The sequence below is a fragment of the Pseudomonas sp. WS 5051 genome (genome assembly GCF_012985715.1).
Lineage (GTDB): Bacteria > Pseudomonadota > Gammaproteobacteria > Pseudomonadales > Pseudomonadaceae > Aquipseudomonas > Aquipseudomonas bubulae.
The window spans coordinates 138,931-157,307 of record NZ_JAAQWV010000007.1 but is presented as its reverse complement, the minus strand read 5'-3'; the positions used below and the strand labels follow the sequence as shown (position 1 = coordinate 157,307).

Annotated in this window: 12 protein-coding genes; 4 read left to right on the top strand and 8 right to left on the bottom strand. The window is 58.0% G+C overall.

The features are described 5' to 3' along the window. Positions 1-36: 36 nt before the first annotated feature. From HBN79_RS13665 to HBN79_RS13655, 3 genes are all read right to left on the bottom strand, one after another. Entirely contained in the window at positions 37-912 is an 876-nt protein-coding gene (locus tag HBN79_RS13665; protein WP_138738112.1) for an alpha/beta hydrolase, read from the bottom strand. A 182-nt stretch (positions 913-1,094) separates the two neighbouring features. Next, positions 1,095-2,501 carry an ATP-binding protein gene (locus HBN79_RS13660; RefSeq protein WP_169916833.1) on the bottom strand — a complete coding sequence of 469 codons (1,407 nt, stop codon included), beginning with the start codon at positions 2,499-2,501 and terminating at the stop codon, positions 1,095-1,097. Between the two features lie 19 nt (positions 2,502-2,520). Then, entirely contained in the window at positions 2,521-3,279 is a 759-nt protein-coding gene (locus HBN79_RS13655; protein WP_169916801.1) for a response regulator, read from the bottom strand. A 184-nt stretch (positions 3,280-3,463) separates the two neighbouring features. Here HBN79_RS13655 and HBN79_RS13650 point away from each other — a divergent pair, with 184 nt between their 5' ends. Both HBN79_RS13650 and HBN79_RS13645 read left to right on the top strand, forming a co-directional pair. Further along, the gene (locus HBN79_RS13650) at positions 3,464-5,698 is read left to right on the top strand and encodes a TonB-dependent siderophore receptor (RefSeq protein ID WP_130871853.1); all 2,235 of its coding nucleotides are present in this window, start codon (positions 3,464-3,466) and stop codon (positions 5,696-5,698) included. Positions 5,699-6,111: 413 nt separating this feature from the next. Beyond that, positions 6,112-7,275: a type III PLP-dependent enzyme gene (locus HBN79_RS13645; protein ID WP_095001593.1), complete on the top strand. Its 1,164-nt coding sequence runs from the start codon at positions 6,112-6,114 to the stop codon at positions 7,273-7,275. 37 nt (positions 7,276-7,312) lie between these two features. Here the strand turns inward: HBN79_RS13645 and HBN79_RS13640 are convergent, their stop codons facing one another. The 4 genes from HBN79_RS13640 to HBN79_RS13625 form a co-directional block, all read right to left on the bottom strand. Continuing rightward, a complete protein-coding gene (locus HBN79_RS13640; protein ID WP_169916800.1) occupies positions 7,313-8,326 on the bottom strand; it encodes an alpha-xenorhabdolysin family binary toxin subunit B in 1,014 nt (337 codons plus the stop codon). A gap of 15 nt (positions 8,327-8,341) precedes the next feature. Next, on the bottom strand, positions 8,342-9,607 hold the full coding sequence (locus tag HBN79_RS13635) for an alpha-xenorhabdolysin family binary toxin subunit A (protein ID WP_238705498.1): 1,266 nt from the start codon (positions 9,605-9,607) through the stop codon (positions 8,342-8,344). Between the two features lie 155 nt (positions 9,608-9,762). Continuing rightward, positions 9,763-10,524, bottom strand: a complete 762-nt coding sequence (locus HBN79_RS13630; protein ID WP_095018272.1) for a tetratricopeptide repeat protein — start codon at positions 10,522-10,524, stop codon at positions 9,763-9,765. Between the two features lie 3 nt (positions 10,525-10,527). After that, positions 10,528-11,208, bottom strand: a complete 681-nt coding sequence (locus HBN79_RS13625; protein WP_095001596.1) for a Fe2+-dependent dioxygenase — start codon at positions 11,206-11,208, stop codon at positions 10,528-10,530. A 218-nt stretch (positions 11,209-11,426) separates the two neighbouring features. Between HBN79_RS13625 and HBN79_RS13620 the strand changes: the two genes are divergently transcribed. Both HBN79_RS13620 and HBN79_RS13615 read left to right on the top strand, forming a co-directional pair. Next, the gene (locus HBN79_RS13620) at positions 11,427-13,727 is read left to right on the top strand and encodes a TonB-dependent siderophore receptor (RefSeq protein ID WP_169916799.1); all 2,301 of its coding nucleotides are present in this window, start codon (positions 11,427-11,429) and stop codon (positions 13,725-13,727) included. A gap of 118 nt (positions 13,728-13,845) precedes the next feature. Next, positions 13,846-16,392, top strand: a complete 2,547-nt coding sequence (locus HBN79_RS13615) for a sulfite reductase flavoprotein subunit alpha (RefSeq protein WP_169916798.1) — start codon at positions 13,846-13,848, stop codon at positions 16,390-16,392. 246 nt (positions 16,393-16,638) lie between these two features. Here HBN79_RS13615 and HBN79_RS13610 read toward each other — a convergent pair whose 3' ends face one another. Beyond that, positions 16,639-18,375: a PTS fructose-like transporter subunit IIB gene (locus HBN79_RS13610; RefSeq protein ID WP_095018269.1), complete on the bottom strand. Its 1,737-nt coding sequence runs from the start codon at positions 18,373-18,375 to the stop codon at positions 16,639-16,641. Positions 18,376-18,377: the final 2 nt, after the last annotated feature.

The following is an 18,377-nucleotide window of genomic DNA, read 5'->3' as shown; positions in this document are numbered from 1 at the left end:
CATGAGCGGCTTGGCGGCAAGAGCGTACAGAATAGCTCAGCGCAGAAAAGGCAGCACATGTTCAAGCAGCAGTTCAGGGACTTCTTCGGCAATGTAGTGCCCGGACGGCAACGCCTGGCCACGCACATCGGTCGCGACTTTCTGCCATTCGCCAAGCGGGTCGAAACAACGCCCCACCGTGCCCTCCGCGCCCCACAACAGCAACACGGGCATATTCAAATACCGACCTGCGGCAATGTCCTCGCGGTCATGCTCAAGGTCAATCCCGGCGCTGGCACGATAGTCTTCGCAGATCCCCCGCGCCGCGCCCGGCAGTTTGATGCAGCGCACGTATTCAGCCAGCGCTTGGGCCGTAAACGGTTGCAAGCCCGCACTGCGGCTGCCCATCACGCTGAGCAGGTACTGCTCAGGATCGGCCTCGATAAGGCGTTCAGGCAACGGCGCCGGGCGAATCAAGAAGAACCAGTGCCAGTAAGCACGGGCAAAGGCCTCATTGGTTTGCGCATACATGGCCAGCGTCGGCGCAATGTCGAGCATGACCAGGCGGGTAATCGCCTGCGGATGGTCCATCGCCAGACGATGGGCAACTCGCGCGCCACGGTCATGGGCCAGTACCGAAAACTGCTCGAAACCCAGGCTGCTCATCAGCCTCAGCGAGTCACGGGCCATTTCACGCTTGCTGTAGTTGCTATGGTCGGCTACCGCTTCGGGCTTTTCACTGTCACCGTAGCCACGCAAATCGGCCACGACCACTGTGAAGTGCTCGGCCAATTGCCCGGCAACCTTGTGCCAGATCACATGCGTCTGCGGGTGCCCGTGAATCAACAGCAACCCCGGCCCGTGACCGCCGACCCGGAAGGCAATCTGCACGCCATTGACCTGGCGCTGTACTGTGTTAAAACCGGCGAACATGAGGCTGCTCCTTCTAATGGTCAGCCCATGCTAGAGCTCCCAGATTCGGCGACAAGGGCCAAACCGTGGCGGCTCGATTCATGAAGTGTGGTACATCAGCTCGGCATCAAGGTCGGTGACTCAAATAGATCTCCCTACCCCCCGGGTCAAGGCTTTTGAAGTTCCGACGTGTTGAGTTGCTCTCAAGCCTTTGCCTGAGCGCTTGCGCCCTCACCCTCCCTGAGCGGCAAGAAAATACAGGCGGTCAAACCTCCCCCTTCACGATTGCCAAGCACCAGGCTGCCCTTATGGCTGACGGCAATACGCCTGGCGATACTAAGCCCCAGTCCAAAACCGCCAGATTGATCATTGCGTGAGGTATCCGCACGTACGAACGGATCGGTGACTGAATGCAGAACAGATTGCGCTATACCAGGCCCGCGATCATTGACTCGCAACGTCACACCGCTTGACGAGCGCTCGACCTCAATCGTTATTTCCCGGGCATAGGCCTGCGCGTTCACCAGCAAATTCTGCAAGCAACGGTGCAGCAACACGCCGTTTGCGTAGAGCATCCCGCCCCGGCCGCTGACAGGCAATGGCTCGGCGGGTGTCGACAACTCGGTACACAGGTTGCGCAATACGCTGTCGAGATCAATAAACTGGCATGTGTGTTGGTTGGCACTCTGCAGATAGACGAGTACCTGAGTAATCATCTTGTCCATTTGATAAATGTTTTGCTTTAAGCGCTCACGCTGATCGAGATCGCTCAACCGCTCAATGCGTAAACGCATGCGGGTCAAGGGCGTTCGCAGATCGTGGGACACTGCCGCCAGAAAAAAACTCTGGTCATTGACCATCGCGACAATCTGTTTCTGCATGGTGTTAAACATCTGGGCGGCCTGGCGGACTTCCAGAGGCCCTTCAATCGCCAACGGCGTCTGATCAAGGTTATCGCCCAACGCATTGGCGGCGTCACTGAGCCGTTTTAGAGGGCGCAGGCACAGTCGCACAGCCAGCCAGCACATCCCTATGACGCCAATAATTCGCACCACATAGACCCGCAGAATGTAGTCGGCAATTAACGCCCATGCTGACTCGCCGCTCCAGCCCTGCAACTCGTGCCCCTCGATGCTCAACCAATGACCATCGGCCAGGGGCACGGCGAAATCCACATGGGCGGTGGCCGTTTGCAGGCCAAAAAGGCTGCGCCAGACCAGCGGCTGACCGGATGCATCGGTCAGGTCGACCTCTATCATCTCAATCGCTGGCGCGTAGCCCAACTCATACGCCAGTGCCTGTTTCAACAGCAAGGCCGTGCGTCGGGCCGCGCGATCATTGCCGGGTTGAGTATCGGGTTTCGTGGCCAGGCACCTGGCCGTGTAATTGGCCGGTGCTGTCTGGGGTTGCCCCGCAATGCAACGGTCTTGGTTAATCAATTGTGCCGTTCGGCTGGCCATCAACCGGACAGGCGCTTCGAGGACTTGCGCATAGCGCACATCGAACCAGATGCTGCTCGACAACAATTGAATAGCCAGCGTGCCGCTGACCAGAATCAGCGTCAGTTGGCCGAACAGGGTTTTGGGCCACAGGCGCATCACCCCCCGCACCAGAGCATCGCGCACCTGGTTAAACCGCCGCTTCAGGGCTGTAGACACTTAGCAGGTAACCTTCATTACGCACGGTCAGTATCTGGACGTGCCCCTCCTTGAAATGCTGGCGCAGACGGCTGATGCACATGTCGATCGAGCGGTCGTCGGGCGAGTATTCTCGTCCCATCGCACTGAGTGTCAATTGATCACGCGACAACACTTGTTCACGGGCCTGGAGCAAATCACGCAACACCCTGAAGTCGGAGCGCGGCAAGGTCAGGGTCTGGCCAGCCGGGGTGTGTAACAGGCGCTTTACATAATCGAGGCGATAGCCGACGAAGTCGCGGTGGGTCGTGACCGGGCGATCCGCGATGGGCTCGGCCCGTGCTTGCCGGCGCAGCACCGCCTTGATTCTGGCCACCAGCTCACGGGGCTCGAAAGGCTTGGTCAAATAATCGTCGGCACCAACCTCCAGGCCAATGATGCGATCCAGCGCTGATCCCTTGGCGGAAAGCATGATCACGCTAAGGCCGGGGCGCGATTGAAGCTGGCGACACAGACTCAGGCCGTCTTCTCCCGGCAGCATGACGTCCAGCACGACCAGATCGACAGCCTGGCGCTCCAACTGCGCCCACATCTCAAGGCCATCGGCTGCTGCCAGCACATGGTCGCCGTTCTCACTCAGGTAATCACATAACAACTCGCGAATTTCATCATCGTCATCCACCACCAACAGCGTTTTGGCGGCCACGGGAGGTTTTGACGTGGGTAAAACGTGGCGCTCATTACATTCCATTACATACCCACACATATCCGTAATAGTGCCTGACGGCGTGATACCTAAAATGCTACCAAACATTATCTGCAAATACGAAGTATTACCAATGACAACGCAGGGCATGATGACGGATCTCTCAGCACGACCTTTGATGCTAACCACCCCGGCTCGCCGAAATGCACCCCGCAACCAGGCCGCGCTCATGGCCGCTATCAGCCTCAGCGCCATGGTCGGCTTGGCCAGCCAACCGGCAATAGCGGGGACGATTGAACTGGACACCCTGAATGTCGAAGGTACCCAGCCATCAGCCGATGAAAACACCGGCCAACTGGGTTACACCGTCAAGAGCACCACCAGTTCCACGGGCATGAAACTCACCCCGCGCCAAACGCCACAATCGGTCACCACCATCACCCAGGAACAAATGGCAGACCGCCAGATCACCAATATCGAGCAAGCGCTGGACAGCGCACCCGGCGTCACCATGAGCAAGTCAGAAGTGGGCGGACGCACCGAGTACCGCGCACGCGGCTATCCGATTACCAACTGGAAAACCGACGGCCTGCAGTTTCAGGGCGGCTCGGACTTCAGTGGCGCAGGCAGCTCGCTGAACATGGATATGTACGAGCGTATCGACATCGTACGCGGCGCCAATGGCCTGCTGGGCGGCACCGGCGACCCATCGGCCACCGTCAACCTGATCCGCAAACGCCCTGGCTACGAGTTCGGCGGCAGTGCATACGCCACCTATGGCAGTTGGGACAAGCGACGCCTGGGCGCTGACCTGAACCTGCCCTTGTCTGAAGATGGCCGATTGCGCTCTCGTCTGGTCATGACGCAAGAGGACGCCAACTCTTTCCGCGATCAACAGTCCGAGCGTTCGCGGGCCGCGCTGGCCAATGTCGAGTTTGACCTGACGGATGCCACGACCCTCGGTGCCGGCTATCAATATGAGTACTACAAGATCGTGGGCGGCGGCTGGGGCGCGAACATCCCTATCTGGTACGGCGATGGCAGTAAAACAAGCTTGCCGCGCAGCACCAACGTGGTGCCCAGCTGGAGTTTTGGTGAGTACACCACGCGTACAGCGTTCGGCTCGCTGGAGCATCGCTTTGATAATGACTGGACGCTCAACGTCAAAGCGGCGCAAAGCACCACCGATGCGTTGAATCACCGCGGGCTGGCCAAGGTCAACTCCAAAGGTGGCGGCGCATTCGGCGGTTACTGGAACCAGGATGGTAGCGGGGCCATTCTCAATGGCCTGCACAGCTCCACCGACACGACCCAGCAATCGGCACAAGTCGACGTGACCGGACCTTTCAGCCTGTTCGGACGCACCCACCAGGCCATGTTCGGCTACAACGACAGTCGCACCGTCGCCTGGTCACCTCAATATCGTTGCAATATGGTCAGCGATGACCGCACCAGCCCTAGCGCGCTGGGGTGCCAGTTCCGGGCAAACAACGGTTTCCCGATTACCGACTGGCACAACGGGGTCGATAGCGACTACCGGATCAACGCTTACAAAACCGGCCTGCACAGCAAAACCACCACCCGCCTGCAAGGCATGTATGCGGCCACCCGCCTGAGCATTACCGATCCGTTGTCGGTGATCCTGGGCGCGCGCATCAGCGATTACAGCAGCACCACGGTGTCGACCGCCGGAGTGCGCAGCAATCAGCAACAAAACGGTATCGTCACGCCTTACCTGGGGGCGGTGTATGACCTCAACGACACCTACTCGCTGTACGCCAGCTACACCGATATCTTCAGCCCTCAAAGCGAAGAAAACGCCAGCGGCAACAAGCTCGAGCCGATTCGCGGCCAGAGTTATGAAACCGGTATTAAAGGGGAATGGTTTGACGGTCAGGTCAATGCGCAAGCGGCCTACTTCCTGACCCGCCAGGAAAACAAGGCAGTGACCGATGGCGCCAACCTGACGCCCACCGGAGCCCAGGCCTACACGACCGGCACCGGCGTAGAGACAGAAGGTATCGACCTCGAAGTCTCCGGCGCGTTGACGCCCAACTGGAATGTCTACGGTGGCTACACCTATCTGCACTTTCGTCGCCTTAACGCCGACGGCCAAAGTGACCCGTCGCACCTGTTCAAGGCTTCAACCACCTACCGCCTGTCGGGTGCTCTTGATCGCTTGACCGTGGGTACCGGTGTCACCGCGCAAACCAGCATTCGCGCCACCTCTACTCCGGCAGGCATTCCCACAGACGGTGTAAGCCGCGGCCCCACCGATGTGACCTGGGCAGGTTATGCCATCTGGAGCGCAATGGCCAAATACGACCTCACCGAAGATACGGCCGTTACCCTGAACGCCAACAACCTCTTCGACAAAACCTACTACACCCGCTACGGCTTCTACGCTGGCGCCATATACGGTGATCCGCGCAGCCTGTCGTTGACCCTGAGTACTGCATTTTGAGACCTGGCCTGTTCCTTCCCCCAAGGTAAGCCCTGCTTCAACATGCAACTACCGAAGCCCGCCAAATGGCGGGCTTCGTCTGTTTGGCAACGGCCAAAAAAGCCACCGGGGGAACATCACACCGTCATCAAGGTCGGTTACTTAAATGGCTCACTTTGGCCCCACGACGAAGGCTTATAAAATTGCGACATTTTTTGTTGATCTAAGCGCAGTCACGCCCTAAAGTTCGCGCCGAACATCCATGCTGGAAACGATCCATCCGGCTCAAGTACTGACGACGAGACAGCAAGGTCCATTTACCTTATTTGCTTTCGGCGGACATGCCTTGGGAAGTAGGCGAACCAAAGTGGGGATACGGAGGATGTTCAGCTGCACCCATTTATTGATGACGTTTGCCACAGGAGTTCCCCAGCATGTCGATCCAGGTCGAAGACTATTACGCGCGCGACACCTTCAACAAAATGAAGGCGTTCGCTGACACCCAGGAAACACCGTTCGTGGTGATCGATACCGCCATGATCAGCAAGGCTTACGATGACCTGCGCGCAGGCTTCGAATTCGCCAAGGTGTATTACGCGGTGAAGGCCAACCCGGCCGTCGAAATCATTGATCTGCTGCGCGACAAAGGTTCGAGCTTCGATATCGCGTCGATCTATGAGCTGGATAAAGTCATGGACCGCGGCGTCAGCCCGGACCGCATCAGCTACGGCAACACCATCAAGAAATCCAAAGACATTCGTTATTTCTACGAGAAAGGCGTGCGTCTGTTTTCCACCGACTCCGAAGCCGACTTGCGCAACATTGCCAAGGCCGCGCCGGGCGCCAAGATTTACGTGCGCATCCTTACCGAAGGTTCGACCACCGCTGACTGGCCTCTGTCGCGAAAATTCGGCTGCCAGACCGATATGGCCATGGACCTGCTGATTCTGGCCCGTGACCTGGGCCTGGTGCCTTACGGCATTTCGTTCCACGTAGGTTCGCAGCAACGTGACATTAGCGTGTGGGACGCAGCCATCGCCAAGGTCAAGGTGATCTTCGAGCGTCTGAAAGAAGAAGACGGCATCGTCCTCAAGCTGATCAACATGGGCGGCGGCTTCCCGGCCAACTACATCACCCGTACCAACAGCCTGGAAACCTACGCCGAAGAAATCATTCGTTTCCTGAAAGAAGACTTCGGTGACGACCTGCCAGAAATCATTCTGGAACCGGGCCGTTCGCTGATCGCCAACGCAGGCATCCTGGTCAGTGAAGTGGTTTTGGTCGCACGTAAATCGCGCACCGCCGTCGAGCGTTGGGTGTATACCGACGTGGGCAAATTCTCTGGTCTGATCGAAACCATGGACGAAGCCATCAAGTTCCCGATCTGGACTGAAAAGAAAGGCGAGATGGAAGAAGTGGTCATCGCCGGCCCAACCTGTGACAGCGCCGACATCATGTACGAAAACTACAAATACGGCCTGCCCCTGAACCTGGCCATCGGCGATCGCCTGTACTGGTTGTCGACCGGTGCCTATACCACCAGCTACAGCGCCGTTGAGTTCAATGGCTTCCCGCCGCTGAAATCGTTCTACCTGTAACAACTGGCCCCCCGCGCAAGCGTGCGGGGGGCAGCCCCTATCGGCTGATGTGCCGTAAGAAACGCAGAAAACCAGCCAGCTCTGCCGAGGCTTGCACCATCGAGTGCTCATTTGCATCAATGGCTGCATTGACCCGAGTGGAAAACACGGTCAACCCGTTGGCAATCCGCTTCATGTTGTCGACCCAGTACGCCCGCGCCTCAACCAGCTCTGCGTGACGCCTTATTTTTTCAGCGCGCTCCTTGAGCACGCGCCTGTCTGACTTGTCCCTGGATTTACGCATGCTCAAATCAGCCAGTTTGTCGGTGATTTTGTTGCGCGCTTCAATCAGCGAAAACATCCTGTACCCACTGTCAATAAAACCCAGATACTGCGTTATACGCTCAATGGCGGCAGTCACCACATCCGCCTCGACCTTTCCCACTGCAGCTGTTGTCACAAGTACCTGAATTTGTTCAATACCAGGCAGCAAATCCCTTGCATGATCAAGCCAGGTCCTGGACTGAAGGATCTCCAGAGCCGCGACAACAACCTGTTTGTCCGCACGCAATTGATCTTCTTCCAGTTGCAGCGTAATCGCCTGTTGCTCCAGTTCATCCAGCTTGGCCACGTCATACGCCAGCAGCGGATCGGAATAGTGTTCGAGATTCAGTCCCTCGCCTTCGGCAGTACGCAATGCTATTTGCGCTTTGGCCGCCGCAACAGCACTCACCAGGCGCCGGCTTCGCTGAGTGAAAGTTTCATTCAGAATATGGATTGCAGAGGTGCGAGCCTCTGGCGTTAATGGGCCATGAGTGTGAATGGCTGCCCATTGTTCCGCCAGTTCATCAAAACCCGCACTGTCCACCATTACTTCAAGGCTACGCACCTTGTCGACAATACTGCGCGCACCACGACTCAAGCATCTGGCCGCCAGGCTTAAACGCTCCTGCAACGATGGAATAAAATCGTATTCATGACTGACCGCCACAGCATTAAACTTTTTTAGCCCGCTGAAAACACCTGGCATATCAGGGGTTTCATACTCCACTTCATCGACGCCCGCATTCATATTGTGACTTCCTTTTCAAATACGCTTTTCAATAATCTCATTAAATGCATTGGATATTTGCACGCTGTAATCCTTAACACGCTTCCACGGATTCAGCAGCTGTGCAAAATCAACTTTAAGTTTGTATAAGCGACCAAAAGAATCCACGTACCCCAATTCATGATCAACTTCATCCAGGTAGTTACTGATATAGCTCCATACTTGCGCCAGACGCTTGGCGCCCTCTTCCGCTCCCAGCATGCGACTGCGCAAGTCGGTAAAACGCTGCTGGGTGGCATCCAGCACCATCGCGAGTTGCTCTTGCTCCTGGCTGCCTTGCCTGGCAATGTCACGCTCGGCAATCAGTTTGTTTTTTCGTGTGCGTATTGCTTCGGCCTTTACCCCGAATATCCCGCCTGTGACAGCCAAGCCGATAGGCCCCAGAAAAATCCCTGAGTGCCCGTACAAAACCTGAGACCTGTAATCCCTTATCAATCGCTCGATTTCGCTGTCCAGCTCTTTGATGCGCGCAGTCAGTGTTTCACGGTCCCTGGAAAGGCCCGCTTTGGCATAGGCATCCAGTTTGGCATTGACTTCATGAGTCAATTCATCGGACAGGACGCGCTCAAACTCGGCCGCCAATGCCCCCACTGCGTAGGCTCTTTTTATATAGGACTCGGTGCTGCTTTTGATCGACTTTACATGTTCGCGCATGATGGTGACTGCCTTGAGCTCTGTAGAGCTAAGCCCATCAGCCAACTGCGCGGTTTCCGCGGCCGTCAGATCGTCCAGCCCACCAGAGAACAGCCGATCGGAATCCAGCCTGTTTATTAACTCAATGATGCCATTGGCATGGGTAATGAAACTGTCCGAGAACCGGTTCAGTTGGCGAGCAAGTTCCTTTGTTTCCCGCTCGAGCGCCGACCAGCTGCCGGCATGCTGCACGACGCGTTGATGAAAAGACTGAATACTGGCGGGTTCTAGCCCCGGAATACTTGTAGTGTCCAGGCCAAACCAGGCCACAATCTTGTTGTAATCCACGGGTAACTTGCGTGACTCACTCACATAGGCTCGAACACTGTGAATATCACTGCGCCGGATAATAAAACCCAATTCTTCCTTTGAAACAGCGGAATCTTTTTCACCGGCCAGCATTTGAATATAATGCGATGGCAAATAGATAGCCGCTTCCAGAGCGCTCATTTTCTCAAGCGATCTGGCCTCTTCAGCACTGTTGCTGAACGCCTTATTATCAACCTGCATATTAATTCCCTTTAAAAAATGATCCTGTTCGAACAGCATCACTTCTCAAAGAGCATCCATCAATAACAGAACTACCCGAGTACCTGTAAGACCGGGACAAAAATAAAAATGAATAATTCCCCGAATAAACAGTTATTGGCTAGGACACGCTTGAAAGCCGCGTACGAGCATTACCTTTGACGGTGTAATCACGGTCAGCCGTTGTTGCCCTGCAAGGCATCGATACGCACTTGCCAGGCAGCGCTCAGTGCCCGGATACGGGGTTCCCGAGCCTCTAGCAGGGTGCCCAGGGTGACCCGCAAGAAGTTCAGATTGCCGCCATTCAGGGCACGCTCGAACCAGCGCAACGCGTCATCAATATTGCCGTCTTCGGCCAGTACCGAGGCATGGCTGAACTGGCCACGAAAATCACCGCCGCGTGCCGAGCGCTCGTACCAGAGACAGGCCTCGGCTTTGTCGGCCGGGCAATGCTCGCCTTCTTCGAGGTAACGCCCCAGCAGGTTCATCGACTTGGCATGGCCCGCCTGTGCCGCCACCCGGTACAGCTGGTACGCCGCGTTCTGGTCTTGGGTTACGCCGCGACCGGTAGCGAGCAAGTTGGCGTAGTTGTAGAGCGCCCAATCCAGTCCAGCTTCAGCGGCTTGTCGATATTCCAGGCTTGCCAGGGTGCAGTCGACGGGCCCGCCCCAACCATGCTCCCAGCAGCGACCCAGCATGTTGCGGGCCATCAAGTGGCCGGCATTGGCCGCAATCTGAAACCAGCGCTTGGCCAGCACCGGGTCGCGCTCGATGCCCTGGCCGTCGAGCAGGATCTGCCCCAGCAACGCCTGACCATCGACGATGCCCTCTTTGGCCGCCATCAAAATGGCCTGGGCCGCTTTGGCCGGGTTCTCGCTCAACATGGCGCTCAGCTGGTCACCATTGAGTACTTCTTCGCGGCGTAATTGAAAGCTCATGAATTACACCTCGGCCCAGCGACGCAACAGGTTGTGATAAGTGCCGGTGAGCTGGATCAGCGATGGATGATCAGGAACGTCACGGGTCAGTTGCTGGATCGCGCCGTCCATTTCAAACAGCAACGTGCGCTGACTGTCCTCGCGTACCAGGCTCTGAGTCCAGAAGAACGACGCAAAACGTGCCCCACGGGTAACGGCATTGACCTTGTGCAAACTGGTACCGGGGTACAAGACCATATCGCCAGCAGGCAGTTTGACCTGCTGCACACCATAGGTGTCCTGAATCACCAGTTCGCCGCCGTCGTACTCCTCGGGGTCACTGAAAAACAGGGTCGCCGACAGATCAGTACGCACCCGTTCAGGGCTGCCCTTGGGCTGGCGCACGGCATTGTCGATATGGAAGTCGAAACTGCCGCCCCCGGTGTAGCAGTTCACCAACGGCGGGAAGACCTTGTGTGGCAGGGCCGCCGACATATACAGCGGATTTTTCCACAGCCTGTCTACCATCGCCGCGCCGATCTCCTTGGCGAGGGGATGGTCTTCGGGCAGTTGCAGATTGTGCTTGGCCTTGGCCGATTGAAAGCCGGCGGTGATTTTACCGTCAGCCCATTGCGTCTGCTGCAGTGCCTCACGGATGCGCTGCACCTCTTCACGGGAGAACAAGCCGGGGATATGCAGCAACATGACGCAATACCTGATAGCAAAGGGATGGCAATGGTATTGATTCTTATTGTCTGTGTAAAACTTTGTTAAGAGACCTGTAGACGAACGAGTGTGAAAAAACCGTAAAGGCAATTTGTAAAGAATGTAAATTCAGCGCAAATAGTAATGCCTCTCAATTGATAGTCAGAATTGTTTGCCATATATTTCGCGGCTCAAATTCTGGGGGAAGGGATCTTCAAATGTCGCGCCAACAAATAAAAATACCCGTCAGCTCACCGCGTTTACTGGCTTCGGCCATCGGTGTCGCGATTACCGCGACCTCGGCAGGCCATATGGTTCAGGCTGCCGAGAGCACTGACAGCAAGGCACAGGGCAGCAGTATTTCCCTTGGCGCGACCACAGTTACCGGTGAACAGACCGAGCAGTCTTATCAAACCGAAAAAGCCAGCTCCCAAAAATACACAGCGCCCCTGGTAGATACCCCGCGCTCTGTCACCGTGATCCCACAGCAAGTGCTGCAGGACACCGCAGCCACTTCGCTGCAGGATGCATTGCGCACCGTACCGGGCATCACCTTCGGCGCAGGCGAAGGCGGCAACCCACAGGGCGACCGTCCATTTATCCGTGGTTTTGACGCACAATCCGATATGTACCTGGACGGCGTGCGCGATGCTGGCGGCCAGACCCGGGAAATCTTCGACATCGAATCGATCGAAGTCAGCAAAGGCCCGAACTCCACCTTTGGTGGTCGTGGCTCGGCTGGCGGCAGCCTGAACATGGTGAGCAAGACCGCCAAGGCGGGTGACTTCCTCAACGGCGGCTTCACCTACGGCTCCGACCAGACCCGCCGCTACACCCTGGATGTAAACCGCCAGTTCCTGGACACCGCAGCGTTCCGCCTGAACCTGATGAGCCACGAGCAGAATGTCGCTGGCCGTGAGTCGGTCAACTACGACCGCTGGGGCGTAGCGCCATCGCTGACCTTCGGCCTGGGCACTGAAAACCGCCTGAACGTCAGCTATTACCACCTGGAAAGCAACGACCTGCCGGACTCGGGCATTCCATACGGCTACAGCAACAGCTCCAAGACCGCTGTTCACGCCCACGACAAACCGGACGATGGCGGCGACAGCAAAAACTTCTACGGCTTGAAAGACCGTGACTTCCGCAAGACCCGCGTGGACATCAGCACCATCTCGTTCGAGCATGACTTCAACGATGCGATGACCCTGAAAAACACCTTCCGTCACGGCAACACCGGCCAGGACTACATTCTCACCCAGCCGGACGACAGCCAGCACAACGTCAACCAGTACGGTACCGTATGGCGTCGCGCCAACACCCGGGTTTCGACCACTGAAACCACTGCCAACCAGACCGATCTGTTCGGCAACTTCCAGGTCATGGGTTTCAAGAACAACTACTCCACAGGTGTTGAATTCACTCGTGAAGAGACTCGGGCCAGCGGTTACACCGTGACCCCGAACAGCAACCCCAACTGTACACCGGATAAAGTCGGTAACAGCGGCGGCCAGTGCACCTCGCTGTCCAACCCGAACCCGAACGATGTGTGGACCGGTACTGAAGCGCGTAACTACTACGGCACCAACACCGTGGGTGTGACCAAAGCTGCCTACGTATTCGACACCATCGAGCTTGATCCGAAGTGGCTGTTGAACGCCGGCCTGCGTTACGACGCATTCAGCACCACCGCCAATACCAATGCGGCGAGCGGTCGTACCAAGGCCTCAAACGACAGCCATTTCTTCAACTGGCAGACCGGCCTGGTCTGGAAGCCACTGGATAACGGCAGCGTTTACCTGTCCTACGCGACCTCGGCTACCCCGCCAGGCGGCGTGGTGGGTGAAGGCGTTGAAGGCAACGGCCTGGTTGCCCCAGGCAGCACCATCACCAGCGACCTGAAGCCGGAAGAAACCGTCAACTACGAACTGGGCACCAAGTGGGACGTGTTCCACGATCGCCTGTCGCTGACAGCAGCCATCTTCCGTACCGAGAAGAAAAACACTCGCGTCCTGACTGACTCGTTCACCTACGAAAACGCCGGTGAATCCCGCGTTGACGGTCTGGAACTGTCTGCCAGCGGTAAAATCACTGACAAATGGCAAGTGTTTGCAGGCTACAGCTACCTGAAAAGCGAGCTGGTTGATCCAGGCCAGAAAGCCAACCGTAACGGCACTATCAATACCGCAGCGGTTTCGGACAAAGGCAACGAAATGCCGAACACTCCGAAAAACAGCTTCAGCCTGTGGACAACCTATGAAGTGATGCCAAAGCTGACCATCGGCGGCGGCGCGTTCTATGTTGACGAAGTCTACGGCGACACGGCCAACACCGTTTACGTGCCGGCTTACACTCGCTACGACGCAATGGCCAGCTACAAGCTGACCAAAAACATCGACCTGCAACTGAACGTACAAAACCTGACCGACAAGACCTACTACGACAAAGCCTACGCTGCGCATTTCGCCAGCCAGGCCGCAGGCCGTACCGCCCTGTTGACCACCAGCTTCCACTTCTAACTCGAAGTTGAGCTGAACCAGGCCCCGTCCATTCAATGGTCGGGGCTTTTGTGTGTAAAAAGACGTACACGGCATACTGCGCCGTGATGAATTCAATTGAGCAAGCAAGGCGGTCGTTGTGTTTAAGAAAACACTGTTTCAGCTGCACTGGTTTTTCGGCATAACCGCCGGGCTGGTTCTGGCCCTGATGGGGATAACCGGTGCCACGGTGTCGTTTCAGGACGAGCTGCTGAACTTGCTCAACCCTTCAGTGCTCAAGGTCGAGAAACTCGACAGCGGCGTGCTGCCACCGGCCGAGTTGGTGCGCAGGGTCGAGGCCACCGAGGGCAAGCAAGTCGCCATGCTCTGGGTGGGCGTGGACAGCGGCACCGCTGCACGCATCTTCTTCACCCCGCCACCGGGCGAGCGTCGTGGCCAGTTGCGTTATGTTGACCCCTATACCGGTACCTATCAGGGCGAGGCCAACGGCCAGGGCTTTTTCGACCTGATGCTGCAATTGCACCGTTTCCTGGCCATGGGCCAGAGCGGTCGCCAGATCACCGGCGCCTGCACCCTGATGCTGGTGTTCTTCTGCCTCTCGGGCCTGTACCTGCGCTGGCCGCGCCAGGCGCTTAACTGGCGCACCTGGCTGACCCTGGACTGGGCGAAAAAAGGCCGCAGCTTCAACTGGGACCTGCACGCCGTGGCGGGCACCTGGTGCATGGTCTTTTATCTGCTGGCCGCACTGACCGGCTTGTCGTGGTCCTATGAGTGGTACAACCAGGGCCTGCAAAAACTCCTGTCCGATGCCCCGAGCGGCGAGCAGCGCCAGGGCGGCGGTCGCGGCCCCCGTGGTCAGGGCGGGCCAGCCGGGCCAGCTCCGGTCGCCGATTACGATGCCATTTGGGCCAGCATCCAGAAAACCGCCGGGCCTGAGCTGAGCATGTACAACGTGCGTATGCCGCCAGTGGCCGGCCAGACTGCCACGGTGTTCTACCTGTTGAACACCTCACCCCATGAGCGCGCGTTCAACCAGATTGTGCTCGACCCGGCCACCGGTGCCGTCAAAAAAGTCGATCGTTATGACGACAAGTCCTACAAGGCACAATTGCTGACCAGCATTTACGCGCTGCACACAGGCAGTTACTGGGGCATTACCGGGCGCGTGCTGGTGACCGTAGCCAGCCTGACCATGCCGCTGTTCTTTATTACCGGCTGGTTGCTGTATCTGGACCGTCGACGTAAAAAGCGTCAGATCAAGCAGGCACGCCAGGGTTTTGCCGCTACGAGCAGCGATACGCCGTCCTGGCTGATCGGTTTTGCCAGCCAGAGCGGCTTTGCCGAGCAACTGGCCTGGCAGACCGCCGGGCAATTGCAAGCCGCCGGATTGCCGGTACGGGTGCAGCCCTTGGCCGCCCTGAGCGAAAACGATTTACAACAGGCCAGCAACGCGCTGTTTGTGGTGAGCACCTTTGGCGATGGCGAAGCGCCTGATAGCGCGCGGGGCTTTGAACGCAAGATCCTCGGCCAGCCTCTGGGACTGAACCGCCTCAAGTACTCGGTGCTGGCACTGGGCGATCGTCAGTACCCGCACTTTTGCGGTTTTGCCACGCGGATCCAGCACTGGCTGAGCGAGCGCGGTGCCCAAGCGTTGTTCAGCCCGGTGCAGGTGGACAGCGGCGATGCCGAGGCCCTGCATCAATGGCAACAGCAGCTTAGCCAACTGACCGGAGGCACGCCGAATGCCAACTGGCAGGCGCCTGGTTACAACAACTGGCCCCTGACTGAGCGCAAGCTGCTCAACCCCGGCAGCAGTGGCTCGGGGGTGTACCTGTTGGGGCTCAGCGCGCCTGACACCAACAGCCTGTGGCAGGCCGGTGATCTGGTGGAAGTGATGCCGCGGCAATCGAGCTGGGCGGTTGAGCACTTCATGGAGGGGCTGGGGCTGTCGGCTGACACTCCGATGCAACTCGATGGCCTGCAGGAAACTTTGGCTCAGGCCCTGGCTGGCCGACAACTGCCGGAAAATCGCGGCCATCTTGTGGGCATGCACGCCCAGGCACTGGTGGACGCACTGATCCCGTTGAACATGCGCGAATACTCCATTGCCTCGATCCCGCAGGACGGTCTGCTGGAGTTGATCGTACGTCAGGAGCGGCATGCTGATGGCAGCCTGGGCATCGGTTCGGGCTGGCTTACCGAACATGCCGCAGTCGGCTCGGCGATCAGCCTGCGCGTGCGCCGCAACAGCGGTTTTCATTTGCCGGCCGAACCGGTGCCAATGATTCTCCTCGGCAATGGTACCGGCCTGGCAGGGCTGCGCAGCTTGCTCAAGGCTCGGATTGCCCAGAGCCAGCAGCGCAACTGGCTGTTCTTTGGCGAGCGTAATGCCGAGCACGACTTCTATTGCCGCGATGAGCTGCAGGGCTGGTTGGCCAGTGGCGATCTGGCGCGGCTGGATCTGGCATTTTCACGGGATCAGGCGCAGAAAGTGTATGTGCAGGACCGCTTGCGCGAGTCTGCCGAGCAGGTACGCCAATGGCTGGACCAAGGCGCGGCGATTTATATCTGTGGCAGTTTGCAGGGAATGGCGGCGGGTGTGGATCAAGCGCTGATCGACATGCTGGGGGCAGAAGCGGTAGAGAGGCTGATCGAGCAAGGGCGTTATCGGCGGGATGTGTACTAGTCGGACAAGCTGCTCAGCTCTTGTGGGAGCGGACTTGCTCGCGATGGCATCGCCACGGTTTGCCTGACAGATCCCAGTATCTGCATCGCAGGCAAGCCAGCTCCCACTGGATTTACGGTGACATTGTGGGAGCGGGCTTGCTCGCGATGGCATCGCCACGGTTTGCCTGACAGACCCCAGTGCCTGCATCGCAGGCGAACCAGCTCCCACTGGATTTGCGGTGACATTGTGGGAGCGGGGATTGATTTATGCTTTGGCCGTCTCCAGCGCCATCTCAACCGGCTCCGGACGCTTGATCACCGCGTACACCACCGCCGTCACCAAGCTGCCCGCCACGATCGCCAACAAGTACAGCAGCGCATGGTTGATCGCGTTTGGAATCAGCAATACAAACAAGCCACCGTGCGGTGCCATCAGCTTGCAACCGAAGTACATCGACAATGCCCCCGTCAACGCGCCCCCCACGATGCTCGCCGGAATCACCCGCAGCGGGTCCTTGGCAGCAAATGGAATGGCACCTTCGGAAATAAAGCACAGCCCCAGCACCAGCGCCGCCTTGCCCGCCTCACGTTCAGTCTGGGCGAACTTGCGGCGCGCCAGGAACGTAGCAATACCCAAGCCAATCGGCGGCACCATGCCAGCAGCCATTGTGGCAGCCATCGGTGCATAACTTTGCGAAGCCAGCAGCCCCACCGAAAACGCATAGGCGGCTTTATTGATCGGCCCGCCCAGGTCTACGCACATCATCCCGCCCAGCAATACACCCAGCAGGATGGCGTTGGTGGTGCCCATGCTGTCGAGGAAGTGGGTCAGGCCTTCAAGCATTCCGGCAACCGGCTTGCCCACCACGTAAATCATCACCAGACCGGTAAACAGGCTGGCGAACAACGGAATGATCAAAATCGGTTTCAGCGCTTCAAGGCTTTGCGGCAGACGCGCATAGCGATTGATCGCCTTGGCGCAGTAACCGGCGATAAAACCGGCAATGATCCCGCCGATAAACCCGGCCCCCAAGGTGCTCGCCAACAGCCCGCCGATCATCCCCGGCGCCAGGCCCGGGCGGTCGGCAATCGAGTAGGCGATATAACCCGCCAACAACGGCACCATCAGTTTGAAGGCGGCATCGCCACCGATCTGCATCAGCGCCGCCGCCAGCGTGCCGGGCTCTTTATAAGCTTCAATGCCAAATACGAAAGACAGCGCGATCAGCAGCCCCCCTGCCACCACCATCGGCAGCATAAAGGACACGCCCGTCAGCAGGTGCTTGTAGACCCCGGCCTTCTCCTGCTTGGCAGGCGCCCCGCCCGCAGCGGCGGCACTCTCCTGCTTGCCTTCGCTCAACGCCTTGTTCAGGGTGGCTTCGGCTTGCTTGAGGGCGATGCCTGTGCCGCAACGGTAGATTTTCTTGCCGGCAAAACGCTCGGTCGGCACTTCGATATCCGCCGCCAGCAACACCACATCGGCGTCGCGAATGGCTTCGGCGCTCAACGGGTTGCGCGCGCCTACCGAACCCTGGGTCTCGACTTGCAAGTCGTAGCCCAAACGCTTGGCCGCTTGCTGCAAGGCTTCGGCTGCCATAAAGGTATGGGCCACGCCTGTCGGGCAGGCGGTGATGGCGACGATTTTTGGAGCTTTCTGCGCGTTTTCAACTGCAGCTGTTGGCGCAGGTGCAACGTAGACCTCGGCCTCCTCCACGCCACGCTGCAACACCGCCTCTACATCTTGCAGGGCCTGGGCCGGCGTGCTCTGGAACACACGCTTGCCGATAAAACGCTGCATATCCAGCGGCGTACTGCTGACCAGCAACACCCACTCGGCTTCATCGATGGTCGCCGCCGATAACTGACGTTCAGGGTGCTTGGGGTCGTGGACTTCAACGCTGGTGCTCCAGCCCTGACGCTGAGCCGCCGCATCAAGCAAACGGGCGCACAGCACGCTGGTCACCATGCCGTTGGGGCAGCCCGTCACAATGGCTAATTTCATGT

Bases quoted from the DNA above. Each gene is read 5' to 3' on its own strand.
- HBN79_RS13665 (WP_138738112.1), bottom strand. From the start codon at position 912: ATGTTCGCCGGTTTTAACACAGTACAGCGCCAGGTCAATGGCGTGCAG.
- HBN79_RS13655 (WP_169916801.1), bottom strand. From the start codon at position 3,279: ATGGAATGTAATGAGCGCCACGTTTTACCCACGTCAAAACCTCCCGTG.
- HBN79_RS13650 (WP_130871853.1), top strand. From the start codon at position 3,464: ATGGCCGCTATCAGCCTCAGCGCCATGGTCGGCTTGGCCAGCCAACCG.
- HBN79_RS13645 (WP_095001593.1), top strand. From the start codon at position 6,112: ATGTCGATCCAGGTCGAAGACTATTACGCGCGCGACACCTTCAACAAA.
- HBN79_RS13640 (WP_169916800.1), bottom strand. From the start codon at position 8,326: ATGAATGCGGGCGTCGATGAAGTGGAGTATGAAACCCCTGATATGCCA.
- HBN79_RS13635 (WP_238705498.1), bottom strand. From the start codon at position 9,607: ATGCTGTTCGAACAGGATCATTTTTTAAAGGGAATTAATATGCAGGTT.
- HBN79_RS13630 (WP_095018272.1), bottom strand. From the start codon at position 10,524: ATGAGCTTTCAATTACGCCGCGAAGAAGTACTCAATGGTGACCAGCTG.
- HBN79_RS13625 (WP_095001596.1), bottom strand. From the start codon at position 11,208: ATGTTGCTGCATATCCCCGGCTTGTTCTCCCGTGAAGAGGTGCAGCGC.
- HBN79_RS13620 (WP_169916799.1), top strand. From the start codon at position 11,427: ATGTCGCGCCAACAAATAAAAATACCCGTCAGCTCACCGCGTTTACTG.
- HBN79_RS13610 (WP_095018269.1), bottom strand. From the start codon at position 18,375: ATGAAATTAGCCATTGTGACGGGCTGCCCCAACGGCATGGTGACCAGC.